Origin of the sequence: Methyloversatilis discipulorum (assembly GCF_018780585.1) — a bacterium.
GTDB classification, from domain to species: domain Bacteria; phylum Pseudomonadota; class Gammaproteobacteria; order Burkholderiales; family Rhodocyclaceae; genus Methyloversatilis; species Methyloversatilis discipulorum_B.
Genome location: NZ_JADMJL010000009.1, coordinates 1 through 23,260, shown reverse-complemented (window position 1 = coordinate 23,260; position 23,260 = coordinate 1). Strand labels below are relative to the sequence as shown.

The 23,260-nt window shown below is 56.0% G+C and carries 15 protein-coding genes and 1 riboswitch; of the genes, 2 read left to right on the top strand and 13 right to left on the bottom strand.

The genetic code is table 11. The features are described 5' to 3' along the window. Positions 1–79 precede the first annotated feature (79 nt). Positions 80–1,267, bottom strand: a complete 1,188-nt coding sequence (locus tag IV112_RS03170; RefSeq protein ID WP_304001008.1) for a helix-turn-helix domain-containing protein — start codon at positions 1,265–1,267, stop codon at positions 80–82. 141 nt (positions 1,268–1,408) lie between these two features. Between IV112_RS03170 and adh the strand changes: the two genes are divergently transcribed. Continuing rightward, positions 1,409–2,923 carry an aldehyde dehydrogenase gene (adh, locus tag IV112_RS03165; protein WP_304001007.1) on the top strand — a complete coding sequence of 505 codons (1,515 nt, stop codon included), beginning with the start codon at positions 1,409–1,411 and terminating at the stop codon, positions 2,921–2,923. Between the two features lie 247 nt (positions 2,924–3,170). Then, positions 3,171–3,560 (top strand): DUF779 domain-containing protein, encoded by a 390-nt coding sequence (locus IV112_RS03160; RefSeq protein ID WP_304001006.1) that lies wholly within the window; start codon positions 3,171–3,173, stop codon positions 3,558–3,560. A gap of 24 nt (positions 3,561–3,584) precedes the next feature. Here the strand turns inward: IV112_RS03160 and IV112_RS03155 are convergent, their stop codons facing one another. From IV112_RS03155 to IV112_RS03100, 12 genes are all read right to left on the bottom strand, one after another. After that, the gene (locus IV112_RS03155; protein WP_304001005.1) at positions 3,585–8,636 is read right to left on the bottom strand and encodes a cellulase family glycosylhydrolase; all 5,052 of its coding nucleotides are present in this window, start codon (positions 8,634–8,636) and stop codon (positions 3,585–3,587) included. Between the two features lie 206 nt (positions 8,637–8,842). Further along, positions 8,843–8,934, bottom strand: a riboswitch (cyclic di-GMP riboswitch). Between the two features lie 226 nt (positions 8,935–9,160). Beyond that, positions 9,161–10,483, bottom strand: coding sequence for a UDP-glucose dehydrogenase family protein (locus tag IV112_RS03150; RefSeq protein WP_020164791.1), 1,323 nt, complete (start codon positions 10,481–10,483; stop codon positions 9,161–9,163). Between the two features lie 42 nt (positions 10,484–10,525). Then, positions 10,526–11,695 (bottom strand): glycosyltransferase family 4 protein, encoded by a 1,170-nt coding sequence (locus tag IV112_RS03145; RefSeq protein WP_304001004.1) that lies wholly within the window; start codon positions 11,693–11,695, stop codon positions 10,526–10,528. After that, the gene (locus IV112_RS03140) at positions 11,692–12,579 is read right to left on the bottom strand and encodes a glycosyltransferase (protein ID WP_304001003.1); all 888 of its coding nucleotides are present in this window, start codon (positions 12,577–12,579) and stop codon (positions 11,692–11,694) included. The genes IV112_RS03145 and IV112_RS03140 overlap by 4 nt, the downstream gene beginning before the upstream one ends. 299 nt (positions 12,580–12,878) lie before the next feature. Continuing rightward, on the bottom strand, positions 12,879–14,303 hold the full coding sequence (murJ, locus tag IV112_RS03135) for a murein biosynthesis integral membrane protein MurJ (RefSeq protein WP_304001002.1): 1,425 nt from the start codon (positions 14,301–14,303) through the stop codon (positions 12,879–12,881). Between the two features lie 51 nt (positions 14,304–14,354). Continuing rightward, positions 14,355–15,521, bottom strand: a complete 1,167-nt coding sequence (locus IV112_RS03130) for a glycosyltransferase family 4 protein (RefSeq protein WP_304001001.1) — start codon at positions 15,519–15,521, stop codon at positions 14,355–14,357. A 2-nt stretch (positions 15,522–15,523) separates the two neighbouring features. Continuing rightward, positions 15,524–16,675, bottom strand: coding sequence for a glycosyltransferase (locus tag IV112_RS03125; protein ID WP_304001000.1), 1,152 nt, complete (start codon positions 16,673–16,675; stop codon positions 15,524–15,526). Then, positions 16,665–17,987 (bottom strand): O-antigen ligase family protein, encoded by a 1,323-nt coding sequence (locus IV112_RS03120; protein ID WP_304000999.1) that lies wholly within the window; start codon positions 17,985–17,987, stop codon positions 16,665–16,667. The genes IV112_RS03125 and IV112_RS03120 overlap by 11 nt, the downstream gene beginning before the upstream one ends. Continuing rightward, positions 17,984–19,195: a hypothetical protein gene (locus IV112_RS03115; protein ID WP_304000998.1), complete on the bottom strand. Its 1,212-nt coding sequence runs from the start codon at positions 19,193–19,195 to the stop codon at positions 17,984–17,986. Before IV112_RS03115 ends, IV112_RS03120 begins: the two co-directional genes overlap by 4 nt. Further along, complete coding sequence (locus IV112_RS03110; protein ID WP_304000997.1) at positions 19,192–19,884, bottom strand: exosortase C-terminal domain/associated protein EpsI; 693 nt, start codon at positions 19,882–19,884, stop codon at positions 19,192–19,194. Before IV112_RS03110 ends, IV112_RS03115 begins: the two co-directional genes overlap by 4 nt. A gap of 53 nt (positions 19,885–19,937) precedes the next feature. Continuing rightward, positions 19,938–20,846 (bottom strand): exosortase B, encoded by a 909-nt coding sequence (gene xrtB, locus IV112_RS03105; RefSeq protein ID WP_304000996.1) that lies wholly within the window; start codon positions 20,844–20,846, stop codon positions 19,938–19,940. 777 nt (positions 20,847–21,623) lie between these two features. Beyond that, positions 21,624–23,039: an esterase-like activity of phytase family protein gene (locus IV112_RS03100; protein ID WP_304000995.1), complete on the bottom strand. Its 1,416-nt coding sequence runs from the start codon at positions 23,037–23,039 to the stop codon at positions 21,624–21,626. Positions 23,040–23,260: the final 221 nt, after the last annotated feature.

Sequence of the window (23,260 nt, the reverse complement as noted above, 5' to 3'; positions counted from 1 at the left end):
CTTGGCCGCGACACGGCACTTGCACACCACACGATTGGATCAACGCCGACCCTGCGGGGAAGAGCCGGCGCGGCGTCCGTCAGACCTCGCCGAAAGTCCTTGCCAGCAGTTGCCGACCAGGGTGATCCGGTGGCAGCAGTTCGCCCAGGCGCTGCAGTGCGTCGACCGCCTCGGGTGACTGGCCGAGGTGATTCAGCAGTACATCGGGATCGTCGACACGGAAGATGACGTCCGACAGACGGAATTCGAGGCAGTCGCGCCAAGCGCGCAGCAGCGGGCTTTCGGTGCGCGGCAGGAAGGCGCCGCGGTAGCAGGCGAGCGCGGTTTCGATACGGCCGGCGTCCAGTGCCTGCTCAAGGTCGCGGAAATCCGCCTGCCAGTTGACGAGCAGCCGGTAAGGACGCGAGCCGATGGCACCACCCAGGCGGTCGCGCAGCTGCGACACCTCGGTCTTCAGCGTCGCCACACCGACCGGGCGATCACCGTACAGCGCGGCGTGCAGCCTTTCCAGATCCAGCCCTTCGGGATGCAGTGTCAGCAGGCACAGGATTTCGAGCTGGCGCGGCGACAGCGCCAGTGCCCTGCCCTGCAGGAAAGCCTGCGGTGTGCCCAGCATGCGCAGGCGCAGCACCGGTGCGTGGCTCAACGACTGCAGCGCCTGCGACACGCGCTGCGCAAAGCGCTCGACCGCGTGCAGCGCCAGCGGTGAATGACGGTTCCAGGTGGTCGACAGATCGACCACGCCCATCACCTCGCCACTGCCGGCGTCGCGCACCGGTGCGGCGTAGCATACCCAGTCCTGCACGGCCGGAATGAAATGTTCTGCCGAAAACACGCTGGCCGGGCGACGGTAGCGCAGCGCCAGCGCCAGCGCATTGGTGCCGACCGAGCGCTCGTCCCAGCGCCCGCCGGGCACGAAATGCACGCGTTCGGCGCGGGTGCGCATGCTGCGGCTGCAACCGGTCCAGAGCAGGCGGCCGTCGGCATCGCTGACCGCCGCCACCATGCCGCTCTCGCGGGCCACGGTTTCCAGTTCGTCGACGCATGAATTGACCGCCTCGCCGTACGGGGTCGTCGTCCAGTCCGGCGCGTCAGCGTCGATCGGCGCTGCCGAGCAGGTTTCCGACACGGCCTCGCGCGAGCGCTGCCACGAGCCGGCGATGTCCATGCCGACCACCACGATGCGCTCGCCGACCGTGCGCTCGCCGCGCCGGATCGATTCGATGCGCCGCCGGCGTGCCGCCAGACTTGCACTAGAAGCTGTCATTGGTCTCGCTCCACCACTCAACCTGCAAGCTACCTACCGGATACCTACCTGCGCCGTATTAGCGTGCGCGGTGACCCTGTGTTGTTCTGTCATGCATTGTGGCCGACCGCAGGGGCAATCGACAACACGAGGAGAAAGTACATGCGTTACGCCGACCCCGGCCAACCCGGTTCGAAAATCACCTTCAAGCCCCGTTACGACAACTTCATCGGCGGCAAGTGGGTGGCGCCTGTCGAGGGTCAATACTTCGACAACGTCTCTCCCGTCACGGGCAAGGTCTTCTGCCAGGCCGCGCGCTCGCAGGCCGCCGACATCGAACTCGCGCTTGACGCCGCCCACAAGGCGCGCGACGCCTGGGGCCGCACCTCGCCGGCCGGCCGTGCCGCCGTGCTGCTGAAGATCGCCGACCGCCTCGAAGCCAACCTCGAAATGCTGGCCGTCGCCGAAACCTGGGACAACGGCAAGCCGATCCGCGAAACGCTGGCTGCCGACATCCCGCTGGCCATCGACCACTTCCGCTACTACGCTGGATGCATCCGCGCTCAGGAAGGTTCCCTGTCGGAAATCGACGACGACACCGTCGCCTACCACTTCCACGAGCCGCTGGGCGTCGTCGGCCAGATCATCCCGTGGAACTTCCCCATCCTGATGGCCGCGTGGAAGCTCGCTCCGGCGCTGGCCGCCGGTAACTGCATCATCCTGAAGCCGGCCGAGCAGACCCCGGTTTCCATCATGGTGCTGGCCGAACTGATCGCCGACATCCTGCCGCCGGGCGTGCTGAACATCGTCAATGGTTTCGGCATCGAAGCCGGCAAGCCGCTGGCCACCAGCCCGCGCATCGCCAAGATCGCCTTCACCGGCGAAACTACGACCGGCCGCCTCATCCTGCAATATGCGTCCCAGAACATAATCCCGTCGACCGTCGAACTGGGCGGCAAGTCGCCCAACATCTTCTTCGACGACGTGATGGACAAGGACGACGACTTCTTCGACAAGTGCCTCGAAGGCTTCGCCATGTTCTCGCTGAACCAGGGTGAAGTGTGCACCTGCCCGAGCCGCGCCATGGTGCAGGAATCGATCGCCGACCAGTTCATCGAGCGCGCCATCGCCCGTGTTGCCAAGGTGCGCGGCGGCCACCCGCTCGACACCGAAACGATGATCGGCGCCCAGGCCAGCTCCGACCAGGCCGAAAAGATCATGTCCTACATCGACATCGGCCGCCAGGAAGGCGCGCAAGTGCTGATCGGTGGCGCCAAGCGTCAGGAATCGGAAACCGGCGGCTACTACATCCAGCCGACCGTGCTGAAGGGCCACAACAAGATGCGCGTGTTCCAGGAAGAAATCTTCGGCCCGGTGCTCGCCCTGACCACCTTCAAGGACGAAGCCGACGCGCTGCAGATCGCCAATGACACGCTGTACGGTCTCGGCGCCGGCGTGTGGTCGCGCTCGGTGCATCGCACCTACCGCTTCGGCCGCAACATCCAGGCCGGCCGCGTATGGACCAACTGCTACCACCTCTACCCGGCACACGCCGCGTTCGGTGGCTACAAGCAGTCAGGCATCGGCCGCGAAACGCACAAGATGATGCTGGACCACTACCAGCAGACCAAGAACCTGCTGGTGAGCTACTCGCCGAAGGCGCTGGGCTTCTTCTGAGGCAGCAATGAGAAAGGGGCGCTCGGGCGCCCCTTTTTTTTCGTCGACAGCGCTGACCATGTAGGAGCGGTCTTCTGACCGCGACAGGGCCGGTAATGATGCACCGACGCTTCCCTTACCGCCGCGGTCGCGGTCAGAAGACCGCTCCTACGACGATCAGCATCCGTCCAACCGCCCCTGCGCCGGCAACCATCCCCGGCACAGCACGGTCGTCACTTACACTAGAACCCACGCAGGAGGAGAACCCATGGTCACCCGCGTCAGCGCCACCCCCGCGGCGCTCGAATGGATCGCCAGACTCGCCGCCAAACACGGCGCCCTGCTCTTCCATCAATCCGGCGGCTGCTGCGACGGCAGCGCCCCGATGTGCTACCCGCGCAATGAATTCATACTCGGCAGCTCCGACGTGCTCCTCGGCGAAATCGGCGGCATGCCCTTCTGCATGAGCGCGTCGCAGTTCGAGTACTGGCAGCACACCCACCTCATCATCGACGTCGTTCCGGGCCGTGGAAGCGGCTTCTCGATCGAATCGCCGGAGGGCATCCGCTTCCTGACCCGTTCGCGGCTGTATGAGCCGGTTGAGGAGGCCGAACTCGAAAAGCTCGGCCCGCCGCTAAGGGGGGATACATTTTACTGAGCGCCTTCCTGATTTGCGTATCAATTATTTTCTAAATTTTATGTAAACCGGGCCTCCGAGATCTGTCAGCTCGAATGAAACCAACCCATCTGAACCCCAGTCCCCTGTAATCGTTCTGCCCAGATAGTCTTGAGCGTCGATTAATTTGTTTGAGGAGATAGAAATCCGGCCAGTCTTTCCCAGACCATCTTGCCAAACAACAAGGGTGCGATCCGTAGAATTTTCAAAAGACATCGCATGCATGTTTGGAGGCAAATGATCATGCAAACCCATGTATGTCTGTGACCCGAGGTTATCCGAGAAAACTCGCATTGCATTGATGGACGGCTTGTCAGAAAAATCGTTAAAAAGCATCCCAAAATTATCTTCCCTCTCAATGGGATCGATGCCACGGTCAACCAAGCTGTACCACACCGCAAGAGGAAGATCCAACGCCCAGAAAGTCAGCATCTTCCGTGTCAAGTACTGAGCCTGAATCTCCTGAAATTCGATTGACGATGCGAGTCCGGGAACCCGGCCATTCGAAAAGCCTGATTCTGTCATCCACAGAGGGTATTCTCTCCCCGTGGCTCTCTCGATCAGCTCTCTAGACATTACCACTCCATCGACAATCAGTTCCGGCGTATCCTCTTCGTAACTATGAACGGAAATCGCGTCGAAGTTTGTCGCGCCCCCTGAATTCAGCATAGCCTTAAGATAACTGAAATTGAATTTCGTCAGCCCTCCAGTGGAGACTATCGCAGATGGGTTGACTTTTCTTATGGCCGCCACGGCAATTTTGCACAGATTGGCGTATTCGATCGGATTCGGATTGCCAAACCAGAACTGAGGATGATCCGGTTCATTCCATATTTCAAATCGGACATTGCGTCCAGCATAGCGCCGCGCAGCCTCCTCGGCAAACCGTCCGAACCCCTTCATTCCATCAACTGTGGATAGATCGTACGAAGGGTGTCCATAGTCGATAATAAAAAGCATCCCCAGTCCGTTTGCTTCAGCCAGCGACAAAGCCGTATCAAAATGAGAAAAGTTAAAGAAGCCGTCCACCTCGATAGCTTCCCACTTCAAGTCCATTCGAACGAATGACAATCCGGCGGAGCTGGCCTTTTCGTAAGGAGTTGAAATTGTTCTAGTGTGGTTTGCCACTCCGAAACGGTTGCCCACCAAGCGAGCAGTAGTGGGAGGGGCAATAAGCGAAACAGCCTGCAAATCAATGAAATGGCTATCAATTGGCATCTCAACGACTCTTAGATCATCGAACAGAGCCGTACCTGCGCCGGGTATTTGAAGCGTATTCTCGACTATCAAAGAGACTCCCACGACGCTTCCACCGATCCTGCCCGTCTGGCTTCCGCCCCAATAGGTCTCGGGAGTGTCGAGGCGAACGTTTGCGAGATACCACCGATCAGGGTATTGCCCTTCAAGCGTTCTCTCAACCTCATATTGAAGCGTTTGCCCAGTTTGATCTCGAACTCTCAGTTTCAATTTAACATCAGCTGCATGCTTCACCCTCATTTGGAACGCAGCCCCCGCTTGATGCGGAAATGGAAGACTGAAGTCAGCCACTGCATATGTGCCACATGAGTTCGATGATTCACAAGAAAAACTATAGGCTAGCGACAAGGCGTTTCTGCTTGAATAACCTTCCGCAATCGCAACACTGGCTGTTGTCCGAGCGTCGGATGTACCCGATACCCATGGTGCTGCTACTTCTCGACTGTCGAATGTGTCGATGCTGAGTGCGCCGTCTGAAAACGCTTTCTCTTGTAACTCAGGGGCAGTTGATAGCATGGTTATTGCATCAAGTGACACGGTCCCACTAACCTGCTGGTCCACCCCGCTTTCAACCAAAACGGAAATAGCAATCAGTCGCCCAAAAATTACCCCGCTATTCGCCCCGCCCCAATAGGTGCTCGGTTTAGCCAAGTCGACATGCACTTGATACCAAACTACGGGGTCGTACCCCTCCAACGGTCGAATCAATCGATACTGCAGAGTCTGGCCGCTCTCATCTATTACGCGTAAGCTCAATTGGGTATGTACAGGCGATCGCGTCATGAAGCTGATAACTGCACCTGCCGGCAGGGCCTGCTCCAGATTCAGTGTCGCGGTCACGCTCTGACCACAACTGCTTCCCGCCGTCGTGCAGGTGAAACCGTAGTTCAGACCCAGTGCGCGCGTGCTCGCATGCCCTGTAACCAGGCTCAATCCGCCGCTTGTGCCCGTTCCCGATTTACCGAATGACCACGGCTCATAGATGGCTCGCGTGTCCAGTCCATCCAGCAGAAAGCGACCGTTCGTGTAACTCAGCGTGCGCGCCGCGGGCAGTTCCGACGACATCGATACCGTGTCAATCAACACCGCTCCGCTTATCGCCCTGCCCACGCGGCTCTCCGCAACAATCTGGATCGCCTTCAACTTCCCCTGGATACGCCCGCTGTTCGCGCCGCCCCAGTGACCCATGGGCAACGCAAAGTCGATTGCTGCCTCGTACCACACCGCCGGATCAATGCCCTCAACCGTCCGTGCAACGCGGTACTGCAGCGTCTGACCGCTCTCATCCACCACGCGCGCAAACAGCGTGATCTCCGGCGACGAACGGGTCATGAAACGCAGCCCAAGTCCGGCGACCAACGGCTCCGACAACTCCAGCTGCGCCATCACGTACTGCCCGCAGTTCGCGCCGACCGTTGCACACGTGAAGCCGTAGTTCAGCGCGAGCCCTCGCGTGCTTGAATGCCCTGCTCCCGATACAACACTGCCTGCCGTACCCGCCACGGAGCTCTTGGCAAACGACCACGGCTCCACCATCGTCCGGTTGTCGAATCCATCCAGCAACGCCTTGCCATTCACATACGTCAGCACGCGCTCTGCCGGCAATGCGGTCAGCATCACCAGATCATCGATCGACACGACTCCGCTGATCGAGCGTCCAATTCGGCTCTCGCCCAGCACCCAGATAGCCTTCACCTTGCCCTGGATCGCCCCGCTGTTCGCGCCTCCCCAGTAACTCGTAGGTTTGCTCAGGTCTATCGCCACCGAGTACCACGCCTGCGGATCAAACCCCTGCAGCGGCCTCGGTGCCCGGTACTGCAACGTCTGTCCGCTCTCGTCCAGTACGCGCACGTACAACGTCACCTCCGGTGACGAACGCGTCATGAAACCAATGCCAACTCCCGGCGTCATCGCTTGCGGCAACGTGAAGACCGCTGCTGCAGCACGGTTGCAGGTCGCTTCGCCCGCTATGCATGTGAACGCGTAGTTCAGTCCGATCGATTGGGTGCTCGCGTAACCCGCCGCCCCTTCTATCGCCCCTCCTACTCCGTTACCCAGGCTAGTGAAGCTCCACCCAGGAAGGTTGGGCGACTCAGCAGAGTCAAGAACAGCCTTACCCGCGACAAAGGAGGGCAAGGGCGCCAACTGGAGCATGCTCAGGCTATCAATCGAAACGCTGCCCGATGTCGCAACGCCTCCGGTGCTCTCCACAAGCACAGTGATCGCACGGACGTAGCCACTGATTGAGCCCGAGTTCGCTCCGCCCCAATAGCTAGACGGCTTGCTCAGATCAGCGCTCGCTTCGTACCAGGTCATACCGTCGCTACCTTCCGACGGACGTGCCAACGCGTACTGCAGCGTCTGGCCACTCGTATCCAGCACGCGCAATACCAATCGCACCGAAGCCGGAGAACGGGTCATCAAACTGATGCCGCCCCCCGCCGGCAGGGCCTGCTCCAGATTCAGTGTCGCGGTCACGCTCTGACCACAACTGCTTCCCGCCGTCGTGCAGGTGAAACCGTAGTTCAGACCCAGTGCGCGCGTGCTCGCATGCCCTGTAACCAGGCTCAATCCGCCGCTTGTGCCCGTTCCCGATTTACCGAATGACCACGGCTCATAGATGGCTCGCGTGTCCAGTCCATCCAGCAGAAAGCGACCGTTCGTGTAACTCAGCGTGCGCGCCGCGGGCAGTTCCGACGACATCGATACCGTGTCAATCAACACCGCTCCGCTTATCGCCCTGCCCACGCGGCTCTCCGCAACAATCTGGATCGCCTTCAACTTCCCCTGGATACGCCCGCTGTTCGCGCCGCCCCAGTGACCCATGGGCAACGCAAAGTCGATTGCTGCCTCGTACCACACCGCCGGATCAATGCCCTCAACCGTCCGTGCAACGCGGTACTGCAGCGTCTGACCGCTCTCATCCACCACGCGCGCAAACAGCGTGATCTCCGGCGACGAACGGGTCATGAAACGCAGCCCAAGTCCGGCGACCAACGGCTCCGACAACTCCAGCTGCGCCATCACGTACTGCCCGCAGTTCGCGCCGACCGTTGCACACGTGAAGCCGTAGTTCAGCGCGAGCCCTCGCGTGCTTGAATGCCCTGCTCCCGATACAACACTGCCTGCCGTACCCGCCACGGAGCTCTTGGCAAACGACCACGGCTCCACCATCGTCCGGTTGTCGAATCCATCCAGCAACGCCTTGCCATTCACATACGTCAGCACGCGCTCTGCCGGCAATGCGGTCAGCATCACCAGATCATCGATCGACACGACTCCGCTGATCGAGCGTCCAATTCGGCTCTCGCCCAGCACCCAGATAGCCTTCACCTTGCCCTGGATCGCCCCGCTGTTCGCGCCTCCCCAGTAACTCGTAGGTTTGCTCAGGTCTATCGCCACCGAGTACCACGCCTGCGGATCAAACCCCTGCAGCGGCCTCGGTGCCCGGTACTGCAACGTCTGTCCGCTCTCGTCCAGTACGCGCACGTACAACGTCACCTCCGGTGACGAACGCGTCATGAAACCAATGCCAACTCCCGGCGTCATCGCTTGCGGCAACGTGAAGACCGCTGCTGCAGCCTGGCCGCAAGTCGTATCTACCGTTGTGCAAGTAAAGTTGTAGTTAAGAGCAAGACCGCCGGATCCGAGATATCCGGCGACAGGACTGATCGAGCCAACATCGCTGGTCGCCGGTATCCGATAGATGCTCCAGCCGGTGAGATCCGGGTCCTCAAACTGATCCAGTATCGTTCCTGCCTGTGCGCCAGATGCCAGAACCGACATCAGCAGCGCCATCATGCATACCCGCACCCTTGCCAAGAAATTGCGCGATCCACGAGTGTGAAACAACTGCGTTCTCAACAGAGAACGAAAGAACTGGACGACAAGCGATTTGGGGGTATGCATCCGGGAACTCCCGATATGAACACAGCATCAGAAAAATTCAATGCTGCCGGGCAAGGAGGACGTACCCCGCGCTCAGGACGAGCGACAAGAGGAGAACCACTGGCAATCCCGCTATCGTAGAAGACGGAGCTTCCCTTAGACCGGAGACTTTGCGTACCCAACCTTTCAGCTGGGCTTGCCCTTTTCAGTTAAAAAACGTGAACTGACGCAATCAACGTCAAGCACGCACTCTACTTTAGCGAAAGATGTGTTACGGAAAACAACAGAAGAAGGAAGTGCCCCTTATTCTCATCAGACATCACCCTTCGCGCCGTGCGAGAGGCAAAGCCGCAGGCCGCCTCTGCCATCAGCTGTAGCCGTTCTGCGAACATCGTTGACGTCCGTAATTGGTCTGCGCCGCAACTTGCTGGCTTACTTCAGCGCCGGCCGATGGCCGAGTACTCGATGCCGGCGGCGCGCGGCACCTCCGGCTCGTACAGATTGCGTCCGTCGAAGATCACCGGTTGCTTCAGCGCCGACTTGATCCGCTCGAAGTCCGGGCTGCGGAATTCCTTCCACTCCGTCACGATCAGCAGCGCGTCCGCGCCTTCAAGCGCGTCCATCGGCTTGTCGGCCAGCGTCAGCCGCGGCTCGTCGCCGTAGATGCGCTTCGTTTCCGTCATCGCCACCGGGTCGTAGGCCGTCACCGTCGCGCCGCGACGGAACAGTTCGTTGATGATGACCCGGCTCGGCGCCTCGCGCATGTCGTCGGTGTTGGGCTTGAACGCCAGGCCCCACAGCGCGAAGCGGCGGCCCGACAGATCTTCTCCGAACTTCGCGACGATCTTGTCCACCAGCACCATCTTCTGCACGTCGTTGGCGTCTTCCACCGCCTGCAGCACTTTCAGGTCCTGACCGTTCTCGCGTGCGGTGCGGATCAGCGCCTTCACGTCCTTCGGGAAGCAGCTGCCGCCGTAGCCGCAGCCGGCGTACAGGAAGTGGTAGCCGATGCGCGGGTCCGAGCCGATGCCCTGGCGCACCATTTCGATGTCGGCACCCATCCGGTCGGCCAGCAGTGCCAGTTCGTTCATGAAGCTGATCCGCGTGGCAAGCATCGCGTTGGCCGCGTACTTCGTGAGTTCCGCGCTGCGCACGTCCATCACCACCAGCTTGTCGCGGTTGCGCTGGAACGGGGCGTACAGCGCGCGCATCAGGTGGATGGCTCGCTCGTCGTCGGCACCCACCACGATGCGGTCCGGACGCATGAAGTCTTCAACGGCCGCACCTTCCTTCAGGAATTCCGGGTTCGACACCACGGCGAATTCCATCTCCTGACCGCGCTTGGCCAGTTCGTCGGCAATCGCCGCCTTCACCTTGTCGGCCGTGCCCACCGGCACCGTGCTCTTGTCGACCACCACCTTGTAGTCGGTCATCAGCCGGCCGATGTTGCGCGCGGCCGACAGCACGTATTGCAGGTCGGCCGAGCCGTCCTCGTCCGGCGGCGTGCCCACGGCGATGAACTGGATGGTGCCGAAGCGCACCGCCTCGGCCACGTCCGTCGTGAAGTGCAGCCGCCCTGCCTCGACGTTGCGCGCAACCACCGCGTCCAGGCCCGGCTCGTGGATCGGAATGCCGCCTTCCTTCAGGATGCGGATCTTCTCCGGATCAAGGTCCAGACACAGCACGTCGTTGCCCATCTCGGCCATGCAGGCCCCGGAGACCAGGCCTACGTACCCGGTGCCGATTACGGTGATCTTCATAATTTTCCCGAAAAAACATCGAAGCCAATGGAAGACAGCTACTCAACGCTGTTCAGAACAAGATCGGTAGTTCGAGTGGTGTGCCCGTATAGCGCCATCCACAAGCTCGCGGAGTCCTGAACGAAAAGCCTCCACAGAGAATCTCTCCGCATTGCGGCGACATGCATCCGCCGAGATCGGAATCGGCAAGCACTCAAATGTGCGGACTGCCTCACAGATCTGTTCCACCGTCTGCGCGCCGAAAAACACCCCTGTTCTTGAGCTTCCACCCTCCGCGCCGACGACGGTTTCAAGAGCACCGCCCTTACCGTAAGCGATTACAGGAGTCCCACAAGCCTGCGCCTCGACCGGAGTGATGCCAAAATCCTCTTCGGCTGCAAAAACAAAAGCGCGAGCCTTTTGCATGTACTCCACCATTACATCGGTCGACTGGAATCCAAGTAATTGGACATTGGATCCCGCGGCAGCCTTCGCGCGCCCAAACTCGGGGCCATCTCCGATAACTATCAAAGTCTTCTCGGGCATCCTCGAGAAAGCCTCAACGATTAACGGAATCATTTTGTAAGGCACCATCCTAGACGCCGTCAAATAAAATGAATCTTTCTCAACTCCGACTGTAAATCGATCGACATCTACAGGAGGGTAAAGAACTGCTGAGTCTCTCCCGTACACCTTACGAATACGACGCGCGATAAACTCAGAATTTGCGAGAAACTGATCAACGCCATTTGCAGTACGATAGTCCCATAGACGGATGTAATGCAAAATAGACCGAGCAATCCAGGACTTTAACCCACTGAGAAGCCCCGCCTCACGCAAATACTGACTTTGAAGATCCCACGCATAACGGATAGGAGAGTGAACGTAGCTCACATGCACTTGATCGGGGCCAGTTAACACTCCTTTGGCAACCGCATGGCTCGAAGAAAGAACGAGGTCATAACCAGAAAGATCGTGCTGCTCAATTGCCAGCGGCATCAGCGGAAGATAACTCCGATACTTATCTTTCGCCTTTGGCAATCTCTGAATGAAAGTTGTGCACGCTCGTTTTCCACGAATGAAACCACGTTGATCATCTCTCAGAAAATCAACGACGGAATAAAGATCCGCGTCCGGCCAAACATGAAGCATCTGTTCGAGAACCTTCTCGCCGCCGGCATACACAGTCAACCAGTCATGAATGATTGCAACTCGCATAGGTGAGGAACTCATGTCGATTCGCCAACCAGCTGCATCATCCTTTCCGTCCGGCGTTCATATGTCTGATCTCTCGCCGCATCAAGGCGTTCGGGCAATCGTGCACAATGACCTGAAAGCGCCTGTTCGACACCTCTAATAAAATCCGACCGATCATCCGCGAGGTAAGCCACACCTGCATACCCAGAAATTGCATGAAGACGTGTGGACACGACAGGGCAACCCGCAGCAAGGTACTCAAAGAACTTCATTGGAAACATACCTCGCGTATACTCGTTGATCATGCTGGGAAGGATCGCAACATCAAATCCCTTGAGATATGCAGGAAGGGATTCGTAGCTTCTTGGACCGATGAAATGAATATTCTCGAGATCCTTGAGCGAAGATACGTCAGTCCACGGATCGCCCTCACCGACCTTCCCGATAAGCACAATAGACCAATCGGGATGTGCCTCAGCCATCGCGCGCAACAATGAGAAATCAACCTTATAACCACTGATTGCGCCAATGAAGCCTATTCGCGGAGGTGGAAGAACCGTCAAATCATTCGGAATGTCAACAGAACAATCCATCGCTCTGGAGAAGTGCTCAAAATCTGCGACATTCGAAAAGTAATGCGTATTAGGGTTGAGTCTGCGCCTTGTTTCCAACAAATGCTCCGCCGTTACAAAACACAGGTCTGCGGCACGAACAAGCTCATCTTCGGCCCGCTCAATCTCATCAACGGGCATTCCGGGTTGAGCCTTAATTTCATCCACACAGTGATAGATCGTCTGCTTGAATCGCTTGTGATCGAAAAATCGCACTGTCATCGGATTATAGGTCCAGAACAGATCTCTGTTCATTCTTAACCACCACAGATTGAACTGAAGCCCCAGCCGCAGCAGAAGTCTGTTCAAGGTCCGTATCCAGCCGAAACGCTGAAATGGAATAACAAGGGGCGACCACACCCATACGCCGGCCCGTACTTCGCGGGGCGCACGGAGCGCCTTTCTGAGGCGCCTTAGAATTCGCGTCAAATCCTGCGTGCTAGCCGAAGGGCGGCGCAACCCGAGAGAGTCAACATAGAGAACCCTGTGACCTCGCCTCGCGAGCTCGCATGCTACATGTTGCTTATTTGTCCAAAACGGATTATCCCAGTCAGCAGTAGAAAGAAGCACTATATCTCGCATAAACAAAAACCCTAAAATCAATGCAATTACTGCCCACGGCGCAATATCGCAAGCAAATCAAGGAATACGTCTTTCATTCGCCGAGAGGAAAATAAAACAAACAGCCAGAAGAGAGCCGTGACACCGAAGAACGAAAACACCCCATCAGAAAAAGAAAATAAAAGCTGAACAAGAAGGCAATAAAGAACCGCGAAGAAAATAACCTGCAGAAGAAATTTAAAACAGGACTTATCTAAACCTACTCGCCAGAGAGCAAGTCCTCCAAACAAGATACCGTTTACGGCTGCTGCAACACCCATCGTGGCGACGCCGAACTCGCGCGCCAAACTAAGGTTGACCGCAATATTTGCGAAAACACTAATCGCAGTTATTACGAGCACCTCAGCGTTCCGTGCTCTTGCGCTGAGAAAGCGCCCTCCTGCGTATCCAATCAGCTGACCCCACACCCCAACCGACAGTGCCGCCATCAAATCACTAGTGATTAGTACAGAACCTTCGCCAAAAGCACCTCGCTGAAAAAGCAAGCGAACAATAAACTCGCTACCCTGAAAAAAAATAGCGGAAACTGGAACGCCAATCAGCAACAGAACCCGAAAAGATCTAGATGCACCGGCAATAAACTCTGCATCACTCATCCTTGCCATTGTTGACAAACCGGCTGTCGCAAATGGCACCGCCACGAGAACGACAAGGGTATCACTAACAAACCGTGCGTAATCTAACGCCGATATTGCATCGGGATGAACAATAGACGCGACTTGTCTCTCAATAGTTTGATGGACCTGCAGCAAAACAGGGATCCAAATCAATGTCCTGAACGATCTCCAGACATCGATAAGTTCACTTCGCGCATTATTAAAGCAATCAAAAACGGAGAAACTCATCCCGTGGCCGAGCGCAACACGGGCGCCCCAAAAGCTCAGCAAAAAATAGGCCACCACAAAGCCGCCAGCAATAAAAAGTGGTTGCCCCATTAACCAAGCAAGCAGGGTACCGATTATCAAACCTAAACTTTGAATCGAAGCCCTTGCAGCAGATATAGCACCAGAGCCCGCCGAAAGATCAACGGCCGAATAAAGAGAGACAACCGCATATGACGGGAGCGATATTGCCAAAACCCGAATGAAATCGGACGAAAGAGCAATTGCTGAGGGGCCGAACCCCGGTGCCAAGAACCTCGCCCACTGAGTTGAAAAAACAACCAAAAAAGCCGCAACGACAATCGACAATACAAGCAGTATTAAATGGAGCCATGCAAACAAAGCACGCGCTTTGATCGGATCCGTTGATTTCAACACTGAAAAACGAGGCGAAAAGCCCCCATTTACGGCATCCGAGACAAAACCATGAAGAGGTATTAGATACGCAGACTGGGAAAGTCTATACGAATTGGCGACAAGACCTGTCCCAAAAAGCCAGGCAGATAGAAGCTCGCGGAGTACGCCAAGCATCTTCCCCACCAACCCACCCAAGACAAGAACACGCACAACCGAGAACATAATTTACCGCTTCATCCAAAACTCTAGGCGATCAATGTAGGATTTTGCACAAAGGCGGAGGGTGTAATCCTCTGAAAGTAAAGATCTGTTTTCAGCACCGCGCATCACCCCATCTTTCATGGCATCCGACAAACCATCTATATCCTCAGGCTTCACATATTGAATAGGCAAGTCTGCATCAAAAACACCACGCATAGAGTCCGAACAAATAGTTGGCAGCCCAGTTGCGAGCGCCTCCAAAACATTCATCGGCAATCCTTCTTGACGCAACGTTGGAAAAACAAACGCATCGCCAGCAGCAAGCAACTTTGGAACCTTATCGCGCGAGACCGCCCCAGTAAAATGAACCCTAGATGACAGGCCAAGTTTAACAACCATTAGGCGAAGATTCTTTTCGTCCTCCCCCCCGCCTATCATAAGAAGATGTGACTCAGGGGAAACCCGATTCAGTTTACTAAATGCCAGCAATACTTGACGCCCACCTTTCTGCGGATGCATTCGGGCAGCAAAGACAACCAATCGATTAAAATCATTCAAACCCAGTCGAGCGCGCTCTTGCCTCCTTGCTTCAGAGTCAGGCGCAAAAACAGATGTATTTACACCATTTCTAATAACCATCTTAGAGACGTGGGTGGTTAACACAGTTAGCGGCCAAGACGCAAACTGTTTCTCCAACACATCACCGACCAAAATTACCTCATCAAAACCTCGGTAAATTAATATATCTTTGAACAACCAATATAAGTTCTTTATTGACTTAAGATATTGCAGAGGCCTTCCGGAACTCCATTTCGAGAGAATTTCACCCCATGAAGTACCGTGTGCTTGAAAAAGAAAGGGCACCCCCTTCAACCTCGTCCGTATTGGAAGTAATCCAGCTGCCGCAGCGCTAATACTAAGAACAGCGTCAATACCGCCCGACATTTTCGAGACTTCTCGTCGTGATTCAATCCACCACGCTCTCGTGTAGCGTTCTGGAGCAGCCTTTTGCAAGGCAACAACCTCAACCCCATCTTCCACGAATTTTTCAGGGTAGCCTGGAATACGTGTTGTAACCACAGTCACTCTATGCCCAAGTTGAACAAACTCTTTGAACAGATCCCACGCGATCGCCTGCATTCCACCGATGCTGTGAAAGGGCAAAGTGCGACTTACACCAAGAATATGCATGGTCATCTAATCCGGGCGTAGAGCTCTTCAAGCTTTTTCGTCTGAGTACGTATATCGAAGTTCTCGCGTATGAACTGCTGTGCAGACGTACCCATACGAGTTCTTGTTTGAGGATCTAACAGCAGCAGCCGAAGAGCATCTGCCAATGCGGCGGTGTCCCGTTCTGCTACGAGAACACCTCCTACGCCATCCTGTATGGCCTCGGGAATCCCACTGTGCCATGTAGAAATGATCGGCAACCCCGCTGCGGCAGCCTCAATTATGGAAATAGGCAGCCCCTCGGTATCGCCATCTGAAGCGGTAACACTCGGCAACGCAAATATCGAGGCGCGCTTAAGCCATTGCAGGACTTCATCGTGAGAGCACGCACCAAGCATCTCTACTGAATCACCCAACCCCAAGTCGTCAATCTGGGCCTCGAGCTGCGCACGAAGAGGGCCTTCACCGATAATGACAAGGCGTGAATCCGGACATTGGCGCCGGACGCGCGCGAACGCGGCCAAGAGGTAAGCGGTTCCCTTTTTTTCCACCAGACGCGCAACATGGAGGACTATCGGCACCCCTTCGTTGCGTTCTGCGGAAACAGCATCGAAACGAGCTACATCGGTGCCAATATAATGTCGCACAACCTTGTTTTCCGGAAAGCCCAGTTCCAGTACTTTTTTCCTTATGAAATCCGAAACGCAAATAAAGAGATCGCCTTGCCTTGACAATCGATTACGTCCAAGCGCATAACGAATCAGGGAAGGACTTCCGGACCTTAATAGACGATCAAAACGCGTTGTCGCATCAAAACCGTGGAAAGTCGTTGCTAGAGGCAAATCCAAGGATTGTGCTGAGTTCATTACAGCAACTGCATCAATGCCGAAATGCGCGTGAACAACTGAAGGTTTGTAATCCGCAAGTGCAGATCGAAAAAAAGAATCTGTCCCAAATCCTGCTCGTATCGCTCGAAGCGGGCGGCTCGCAGGCGCCATAACGCGGTACTCGAAATCGTTCTTTGGAGAGCCGACGCAGTCCCGTCCGATTAAAACTGGGCGGAACCTCGTCAACGCATTGACTTGCTCGGAAATAAAGACCTCGGATGCTTTGAAGAGCTGAAGCCTTACGATTGCGGCTACCGGAGCGCTTGTCACTTCTGTGTCATTTCTCATTCAATTCTCGGAACCGAAAAACCATGTAACCCAGTACCGTCGCCAATAGGGGCGTCAGGTGTACCTCACCAATCAATCCGTAATTCTCGGCCTGGCTTTGTATGAGCATCCATAGCACAGCGCACAGCAACCCCTCCCCAAGGCGCTTGACCTCAGGATCATTGACTTTCAGAGTCCGCCACAAGTATCTAAGAATACTGAAACAGTAAATAAAACCAAGGGTGACCGCAATCAAACCGCTCTGTGCGTAGATGGCAATGAATGAATTATGTGGCGGAAAGAACGGATTCAGCCCTCTGCTTCGCGCGAAAACAGGCCAATCAAGTTCCCAACCGCCAAAACCGATGCCAATGAACGGGTTCTTTTGCAGAACGATCCATGCAAATTCCCAGATAGCAAGCCGATAGGAAAGTGTCTTTTCAGAATTTGCGACGTAGCGACTTTCGAGAAAGTACTCATAACCCAAATATAAGGCGAGACCGATCGCTGCCGACAAGAAACATGCTGCGGCGGCAAACTTTATATTGACTTGCCCTGAGCGAATGACATGTCTTGAGAATATCAATGCAGGAAAAAAAACAGCGAGTGCCATGCCCGCCTTCGAACCGGTGAAGAACACTGCGGCTATGTCGAGCACACCGATCCACAAAAGAAGCTTCGACTTGAATGCACGAGCAACGCCCCAAGCCACCATCGCAGAAAAGCCCAAAAACGCTGACGCGACATTCGCGTTGATAAAAACCCCACCAGCCTTGCCTGGATCAAAAACCGTATAAGCTCCATTTCCAACTTCGGACAGAAGCTTGGCTGATATGAATAGCCGAGAGATTGGAGAAGAAAGGAACATCCCTTCCAACTCAGGCGAAACTCGAAATGCAATCACAAGCATTGCTTCAATCGCACTGGTTATCAGTGCGATTCGGATGATCTTCTCAACGAACGCTCTGTCTCGAACGGACATCTCGATTACCGCAGGCACAACGAAGAGGAAGGGCAGCCAATAGATCACCTGACGGAAGGCCAGGAAAGGTTCCGGTGACCACAACATCGCAAGTGCTTGGATCAACACCAAAGCTGCAATTGCGCGGTACCAGCCAAAGCTCCACACATCCTGTTTCCCGAGTACTCTCCATGCACCGAGTCCGCCGAGATGAGAGGCTGAAAAGAAGACGTTGCCAATCGGCAATGTATATATTTGCAGCGTCGAAAGGCCACCTGCAAGAAATGTAAGAAGGCGCAGAGGAAAAACAAGACTGATGAGCAACCCAGCAAGAACGCCTGTTGCGAGTAACAGGCCAAGAGTGAATGTCATTTAGGTGACTTTCGTTCGATGACAACGGGGCGACCGGAAGAGTCGTCCGAGGACCTCTGGATGAATGACGATAGCTTTCCCAACGTCGGCTTGGATGATTTCCAAGTCACCTCATAAAGACCGTTCGTGGATTTGTAAGTATAGAGGTCTTCGACGTTCTCAATTTTTCCTCTTACATCCGAGGACACAAGCTCCGCTGCTTTCCTGAAAGCGAAAGATGCCGGCTTGGGTTGCATGTCATGACTAAATACACCGAACCGATGTTCCTTCTCTCTCGAGTCTGAGCCCTGGTCACGTATCCCGTACCACCATATGCCTTTGATCCATGGCCTGGAGTAGGAGAGCAGAACGAAACGAGTGAGGTACCATGCGGCTGACTGCTCACTGGTCCCAAGCTCTCCCTCAAAGGTCGGATACCCAATCTCTGTTATGAATATATTTACGGGCGCTCCGCCTCCAGCGGCAACTGCTTTCTCGTGAATGGCATCTACCATTTGGATACTGGCCTCAGGTCTCCAGTCGGCCCGGACATGCCACACATATGGATGTAATGCGATGCCGTCGAATAGTGCAGCGCCGCCCAGTTGCAAGAAGCGTTCTATCCAGCCGTCCTTAAACCCTGGGTATGATATTCCATTGGAAAGCAGCACAACCTGAGGACTCGCTTTACGAATCACAGGAACAACGACCTTCGCGAAGGAAACATAATCGTCCGCGCTTCCTGGGGTGGTACCGCCCACCTTTGTTTCCCATTCGTTCCACAGCTGGAAATACCTGACCTTTCCGTCAAGCGCCTTCACCAGCCACTCTGAGTACTTCGCAAACGCTTCAATTGCTTCTCGTGCCTTTGGCTTGTCACCACCGTACAGTGGATTGCCATAAGCAAGAATAAGTAAAGGTTCCTGCCCGTTCGACTTAATATCGTCGATAGCACGCATTAACCTGGGGGGGATCTGATATTCCCCTTTGCGACGTTCGATTTGAGCCCATGGAGCATCAAGGCGCACACTCATTGCGCCTATGCCTTTAGCGGCGATCCACGCGGCAGACGGATCGTTGATCGACCCAGCAATACCGAGCATGAATGATGAATCTTCCGCCCTCAACGGAGTCACGACCAGTGATGCGCAGCCGGCCGTTAAAACCACAATAAATAGACTTTTTATTCGCCGTTTAAAATCAACTGAAATGTGCATAAAGAGATTCACCACCCTGTCAGCGAAGCTCGGCTGGTTTCCGGTACGGCCTTAACAAGATCTGAAAGAAATTTCTCCTGCACGGCGTAAATGCGTTCAAGCTCTTCGCCTTCAATCGAACGCGGGACTATTTGCGAAGCACGCACCAGTATCCCGTCGGGTACTTCCCCTTTGAGACCTTGGCCCAGTATGTAGACGCGCGTATCGAAAGCGCTTTCACTAAAAAGCTTACCTACGCGAATCCAATAGCTGACAGCTTCTTTTCTATCCCTACCCTCGACCAGCATGCGTTTGATTACTACTTTTTCGTCTGGAACACCTGGTACGTGCGCGAGTGAGGACTCAATGGCGAGTACTTTGAACCCCTGCGCGACATAGCATAATTCTGGTCGATGAATCTTCGCCTCCTGTCGCTGATTCAACCCGTATGCCAATGCAAGCATTACTGCATGGCCAGCGTCATCAACGTAGGTCCGCATCAAGGTTTCATCGTAGGTAGCCGCCACTGCTTGACCACGATCGTCAGTTGCGACAGCAATTTGCACATACGGACTCTTTACCTCTCTCCAGCCCCCAATTCTTCCGGGAACAATCTTCTCAAATTCTGGCAACGCTCTGGACATATCCAAGGCCGGGGTCGCGGCGATTGCTGCCATGGCGGCCACCCCCAGCGCTAGCGCAACAGAAATGGCGGACTTCAACCCTATCTTCGGAAGTCTAATTGAAAACATACACCCGGAATCCTATCAAAAAATCAAACAGCAACATCGCGAAACTTAATCGACACCTTCCGCAGCAGTCCATCAAGGGCGATAATAAGCAGCAGGGCAGTTAAAAAGAGGACCATTCCGGAGAATGCATGCAAGAACCCCTGACCTGCCTCGTCACCCATGTGAAACGTGATCAAAGATAGCGTGATCACCCGAACAAGATTCGACGTAAAGCTGATAGGAACGATCAGAATTGCGAGCACAATATTCCGAAATGGGGATTCGTGCCGCATGAGATTCATGTAGAGGAGACCGAGCGCTTCAAGAGTGAATAGAGAATTCAATCCCGCACACGCATCGGCGACTAGCAGTTGATACTGTCCGACCATTAGAACCACACCATTCCTGGCGACGGGATAGCCAAACTCGTAAAGAATGTGCTCAGCACCCCATGAAACTGCGATCTTCATTGGCTGCGTCAGTGTATCGATCACCGCACCGGGAAGCGGGATCATGAAAAACATAAAGAAGAAGGCGAACCAAAGCCTTTTCAGAACAGAGACGCCAAAAAAAATAACAATCCCACCGGCAATTACTGGCAGTAGTGAGCCAACCTCAAATAGATAGAAGTCTTGCGATCGCCCCACCACGTAAAACAACAGCCCGAGCAGCAGAAGAGCCCATCCAGCTAATGGAGCCGGCTTCACCACAACGTCACCTTTCTCTCCGATTTCACGGGACTTGAACCAGAGAAACCACATGGAAACTGCAAGTACTATGGGGCCATGTGCATTCTGATCGGTCGACCACAACGTATCGAAGAGCTCTTTAAACGTGGGCACGTACAACGCGCTGAGACCCAGTAGCAAAACAAGCCAAGGGATCAGATCATTAAGATTCAGTGACAGATTTCCAGATTTCACTACCGACTCGGATTGACTGGGGTCGCTCATGCGCATGTAAAAGTCAGAATAAGAATGAAAAAAGGAGCTCGCAACGACAACGCAAGAGAGCACGTGCTTTGTGATGTTTGGAGTTGATGCCGTCTTCCCTACGACGGATCCGAGCCCAACCGATCGACACGTCACGCATGCCAAAAACAACTTGAAAGCACGTGACCATTGGGTTTAGCAGCAGAGAGAGGCTCTGAAAGTAGCCTAAAGGTATGCGGCACCGCAACTTGCCTGAGAGTACTACGTCACGATTGCAGCCAAGTGACCTTCAGGCATCTCGGTCGATGGACTGACAGGGGACGTCGTCGTTCCCGAACTCAGTAGGCCGTGGAACCCGCAAGATCGCACTAGCGCCTAACGAGCGGCGAAAGTGCTCACGGTTCGGAAAAAGGGCTTCAGGGGGATTGGGGGTGCGTCGGGGCACTTCGTGGCTCACGTTGCGAACAGCGACGATACTGGCAATTCCGCGCCCCGAAATCGTTCTGGGTTCTTCGGGATTGCCTGGCGCGGCTCGACAAGCGGGCAATGGACCGCCACTGATGCGCTCCCATGCTCCTTGCCCATATGCGGACAGCTACGACGGGATGAAAGGACGTCACGTCGGCCCCGATGAAGCTCGCACATGTACCGAATCCGGCACTCTGAACAGTGTGCGGTTTACCGTCATGACCCGGCTTTGTCCGCAGCCTGTTCCGATGAGAGTACGTACAAACCCATGAAGGCTATTTACATTCAAGGAAGGAATGCCGCTTATGCGGCATTCCTTCGCAACCGACATCAGCCGACCCGGCGACGTGCAACAGCGTCGATCAGCGCCAGACCCGCGCCCAGCATGGCCCAGGTGGTGGGCTCGGGCACCGGGGCGGTGTAGCCGGCGAGTTCTGCCGGGCTGGCGCGGTAGGCGTGCAGCACGCCGGGGATCAGTTCGAAGCCGTCGGTGCTGCCGCTGTAGGGCGTGGTGCTGGCGTGTAGCGTGCAACCTTCGGTCGAGCCCAGCGGGCACTGGATGCGCTGTTGCGTGAGCGGGTTGAACAGCACGTCGAACTGCACCGCGCTGCCGTTCTGGGTGACCGAATAGTCGTTGTCGTTGCCGGCGACGATGAGCCACGAGCCGTCGTCGAGCTGCGGGCCGATGGCCAGGCCTTCCCACTTTTCGGGTGACACGCCGCCGGTTTCCGGGAGACTGTTGGCGGCGAGGTCGATGAAGGGCGTCGGGTTCTTGCTGACGGCGGTAAAGCTGACGCCGGCTGCGTCGAGGTCGATGCCGGTCACGTCGGTCGCGCCAGCGAGATCGATCAGATAGACGTTCTTGTTGCCGGCAGTGCCGGCGAAGGTGGCGTCGGCGCCGAGGCCGCGGTTGTTGCGCTCCAGGACCATGAACTCGTGCTCGTTGATCGCCACCAGCGCGGAGATGCCGCGCCCCTGAGCGGCGGTTTCCATCCGGTAGGCGTACTGGGCAACGGCCTCACCGCTGGCGTTGTCGAACTTGACGATGCGGTTGTAGACGCCGTTGGCGCCGCCCTCGTCCACCATCGCGCTTTGCAGCATGGCGAAGGTGTATTGGCCGTCCGGCGAGATCGCGAGGCCTTCGAAGCCGCGGTTGGTGCGACGGCCGACATTGCCGTCGCCGTCATAGTTGTAGCCGCCGGCCGTCAGCGCCGGGCGCAGTGCCTGCGGCGTGTTGAAGGCGCGGATCATCGTGCCGCTGCGGTCGAATTCATACAGCGACGGACCGTATTCGTCAGACACCAGCAGGTGGCCGGTCAGCGGGTTGATCACGATGCCTTCCGGGTCGAAGGCGGTGCCCAGATTGCTGGCAGAACCACCGAGCGTGCTCGGGAACTGGCCGCCGAGCACAGTGCCGGCGCCGTTACGGAACTTGATCGTATCGACCACCTGGAAGTTGGAGATCGCACCGGTGCTGCGATTGACGTCGAGCGTGAAGCGCTGGACGCGCACGTCGTAGGGCAGCGTGCCGCCGCCCGGGCCACGGTCCGACAGACCCCACCATTCGTTGCGGTTGGAGTCGTAGTAGATGTCGGAGAACATGCCGAGCCGGCCGTCGTTCACGCTGCTGCCGAACAGATCACCGGTGGAGCCCGGAATGGCGATGCCATTGACGAAGGACACGGCGGATGCCGGTGCAGCGACAGCCGCGAGCAGCAGCGCCGCGGCGAGCGATGTGAGTTTCATGAAGACCCCCTGATTGTTGGTGTGTTGTAGGACGGTCGAGGGTAGCGACGGGATATTTCAGCGATACGACGCGGGTGGGCTTCTCTGAGCGCGAGGAGCACGTCTGCGGTAGGAGAGATCTTGGCCGTTGCTCGGCGAACATAGACCACGGGCTTCGCTTCACGCTGCAATCGCGAGCAAGCTCGCTTGTATGTTCTGCCCTGGCAAGCGTAGGAATAGCT

Excerpts from the sequence above, each read along its gene's own strand:
- IV112_RS03170 (WP_304001008.1), bottom strand. The coding sequence starts at position 1,267 with ATGACAGCTTCTAGTGCAAGTCTGGCGGCACGCCGGCGGCGCATCGAA.
- adh (WP_304001007.1), top strand. The coding sequence starts at position 1,409 with ATGCGTTACGCCGACCCCGGCCAACCCGGTTCGAAAATCACCTTCAAG.
- IV112_RS03160 (WP_304001006.1), top strand. The coding sequence starts at position 3,171 with ATGGTCACCCGCGTCAGCGCCACCCCCGCGGCGCTCGAATGGATCGCC.
- IV112_RS03155 (WP_304001005.1), bottom strand. The coding sequence starts at position 8,636 with ATGATGGCGCTGCTGATGTCGGTTCTGGCATCTGGCGCACAGGCAGGA.
- IV112_RS03150 (WP_020164791.1), bottom strand. The coding sequence starts at position 10,483 with ATGAAGATCACCGTAATCGGCACCGGGTACGTAGGCCTGGTCTCCGGG.
- IV112_RS03145 (WP_304001004.1), bottom strand. The coding sequence starts at position 11,695 with ATGAGTTCCTCACCTATGCGAGTTGCAATCATTCATGACTGGTTGACT.
- murJ (WP_304001002.1), bottom strand. The coding sequence starts at position 14,303 with ATGCTTGGCGTACTCCGCGAGCTTCTATCTGCCTGGCTTTTTGGGACA.
- IV112_RS03130 (WP_304001001.1), bottom strand. The coding sequence starts at position 15,521 with ATGCATATTCTTGGTGTAAGTCGCACTTTGCCCTTTCACAGCATCGGT.
- IV112_RS03125 (WP_304001000.1), bottom strand. The coding sequence starts at position 16,675 with ATGAGAAATGACACAGAAGTGACAAGCGCTCCGGTAGCCGCAATCGTA.
- IV112_RS03120 (WP_304000999.1), bottom strand. The coding sequence starts at position 17,987 with ATGACATTCACTCTTGGCCTGTTACTCGCAACAGGCGTTCTTGCTGGG.
- xrtB (WP_304000996.1), bottom strand. The coding sequence starts at position 20,846 with ATGAGCGACCCCAGTCAATCCGAGTCGGTAGTGAAATCTGGAAATCTG.
- IV112_RS03100 (WP_304000995.1), bottom strand. The coding sequence starts at position 23,039 with ATGAAACTCACATCGCTCGCCGCGGCGCTGCTGCTCGCGGCTGTCGCT.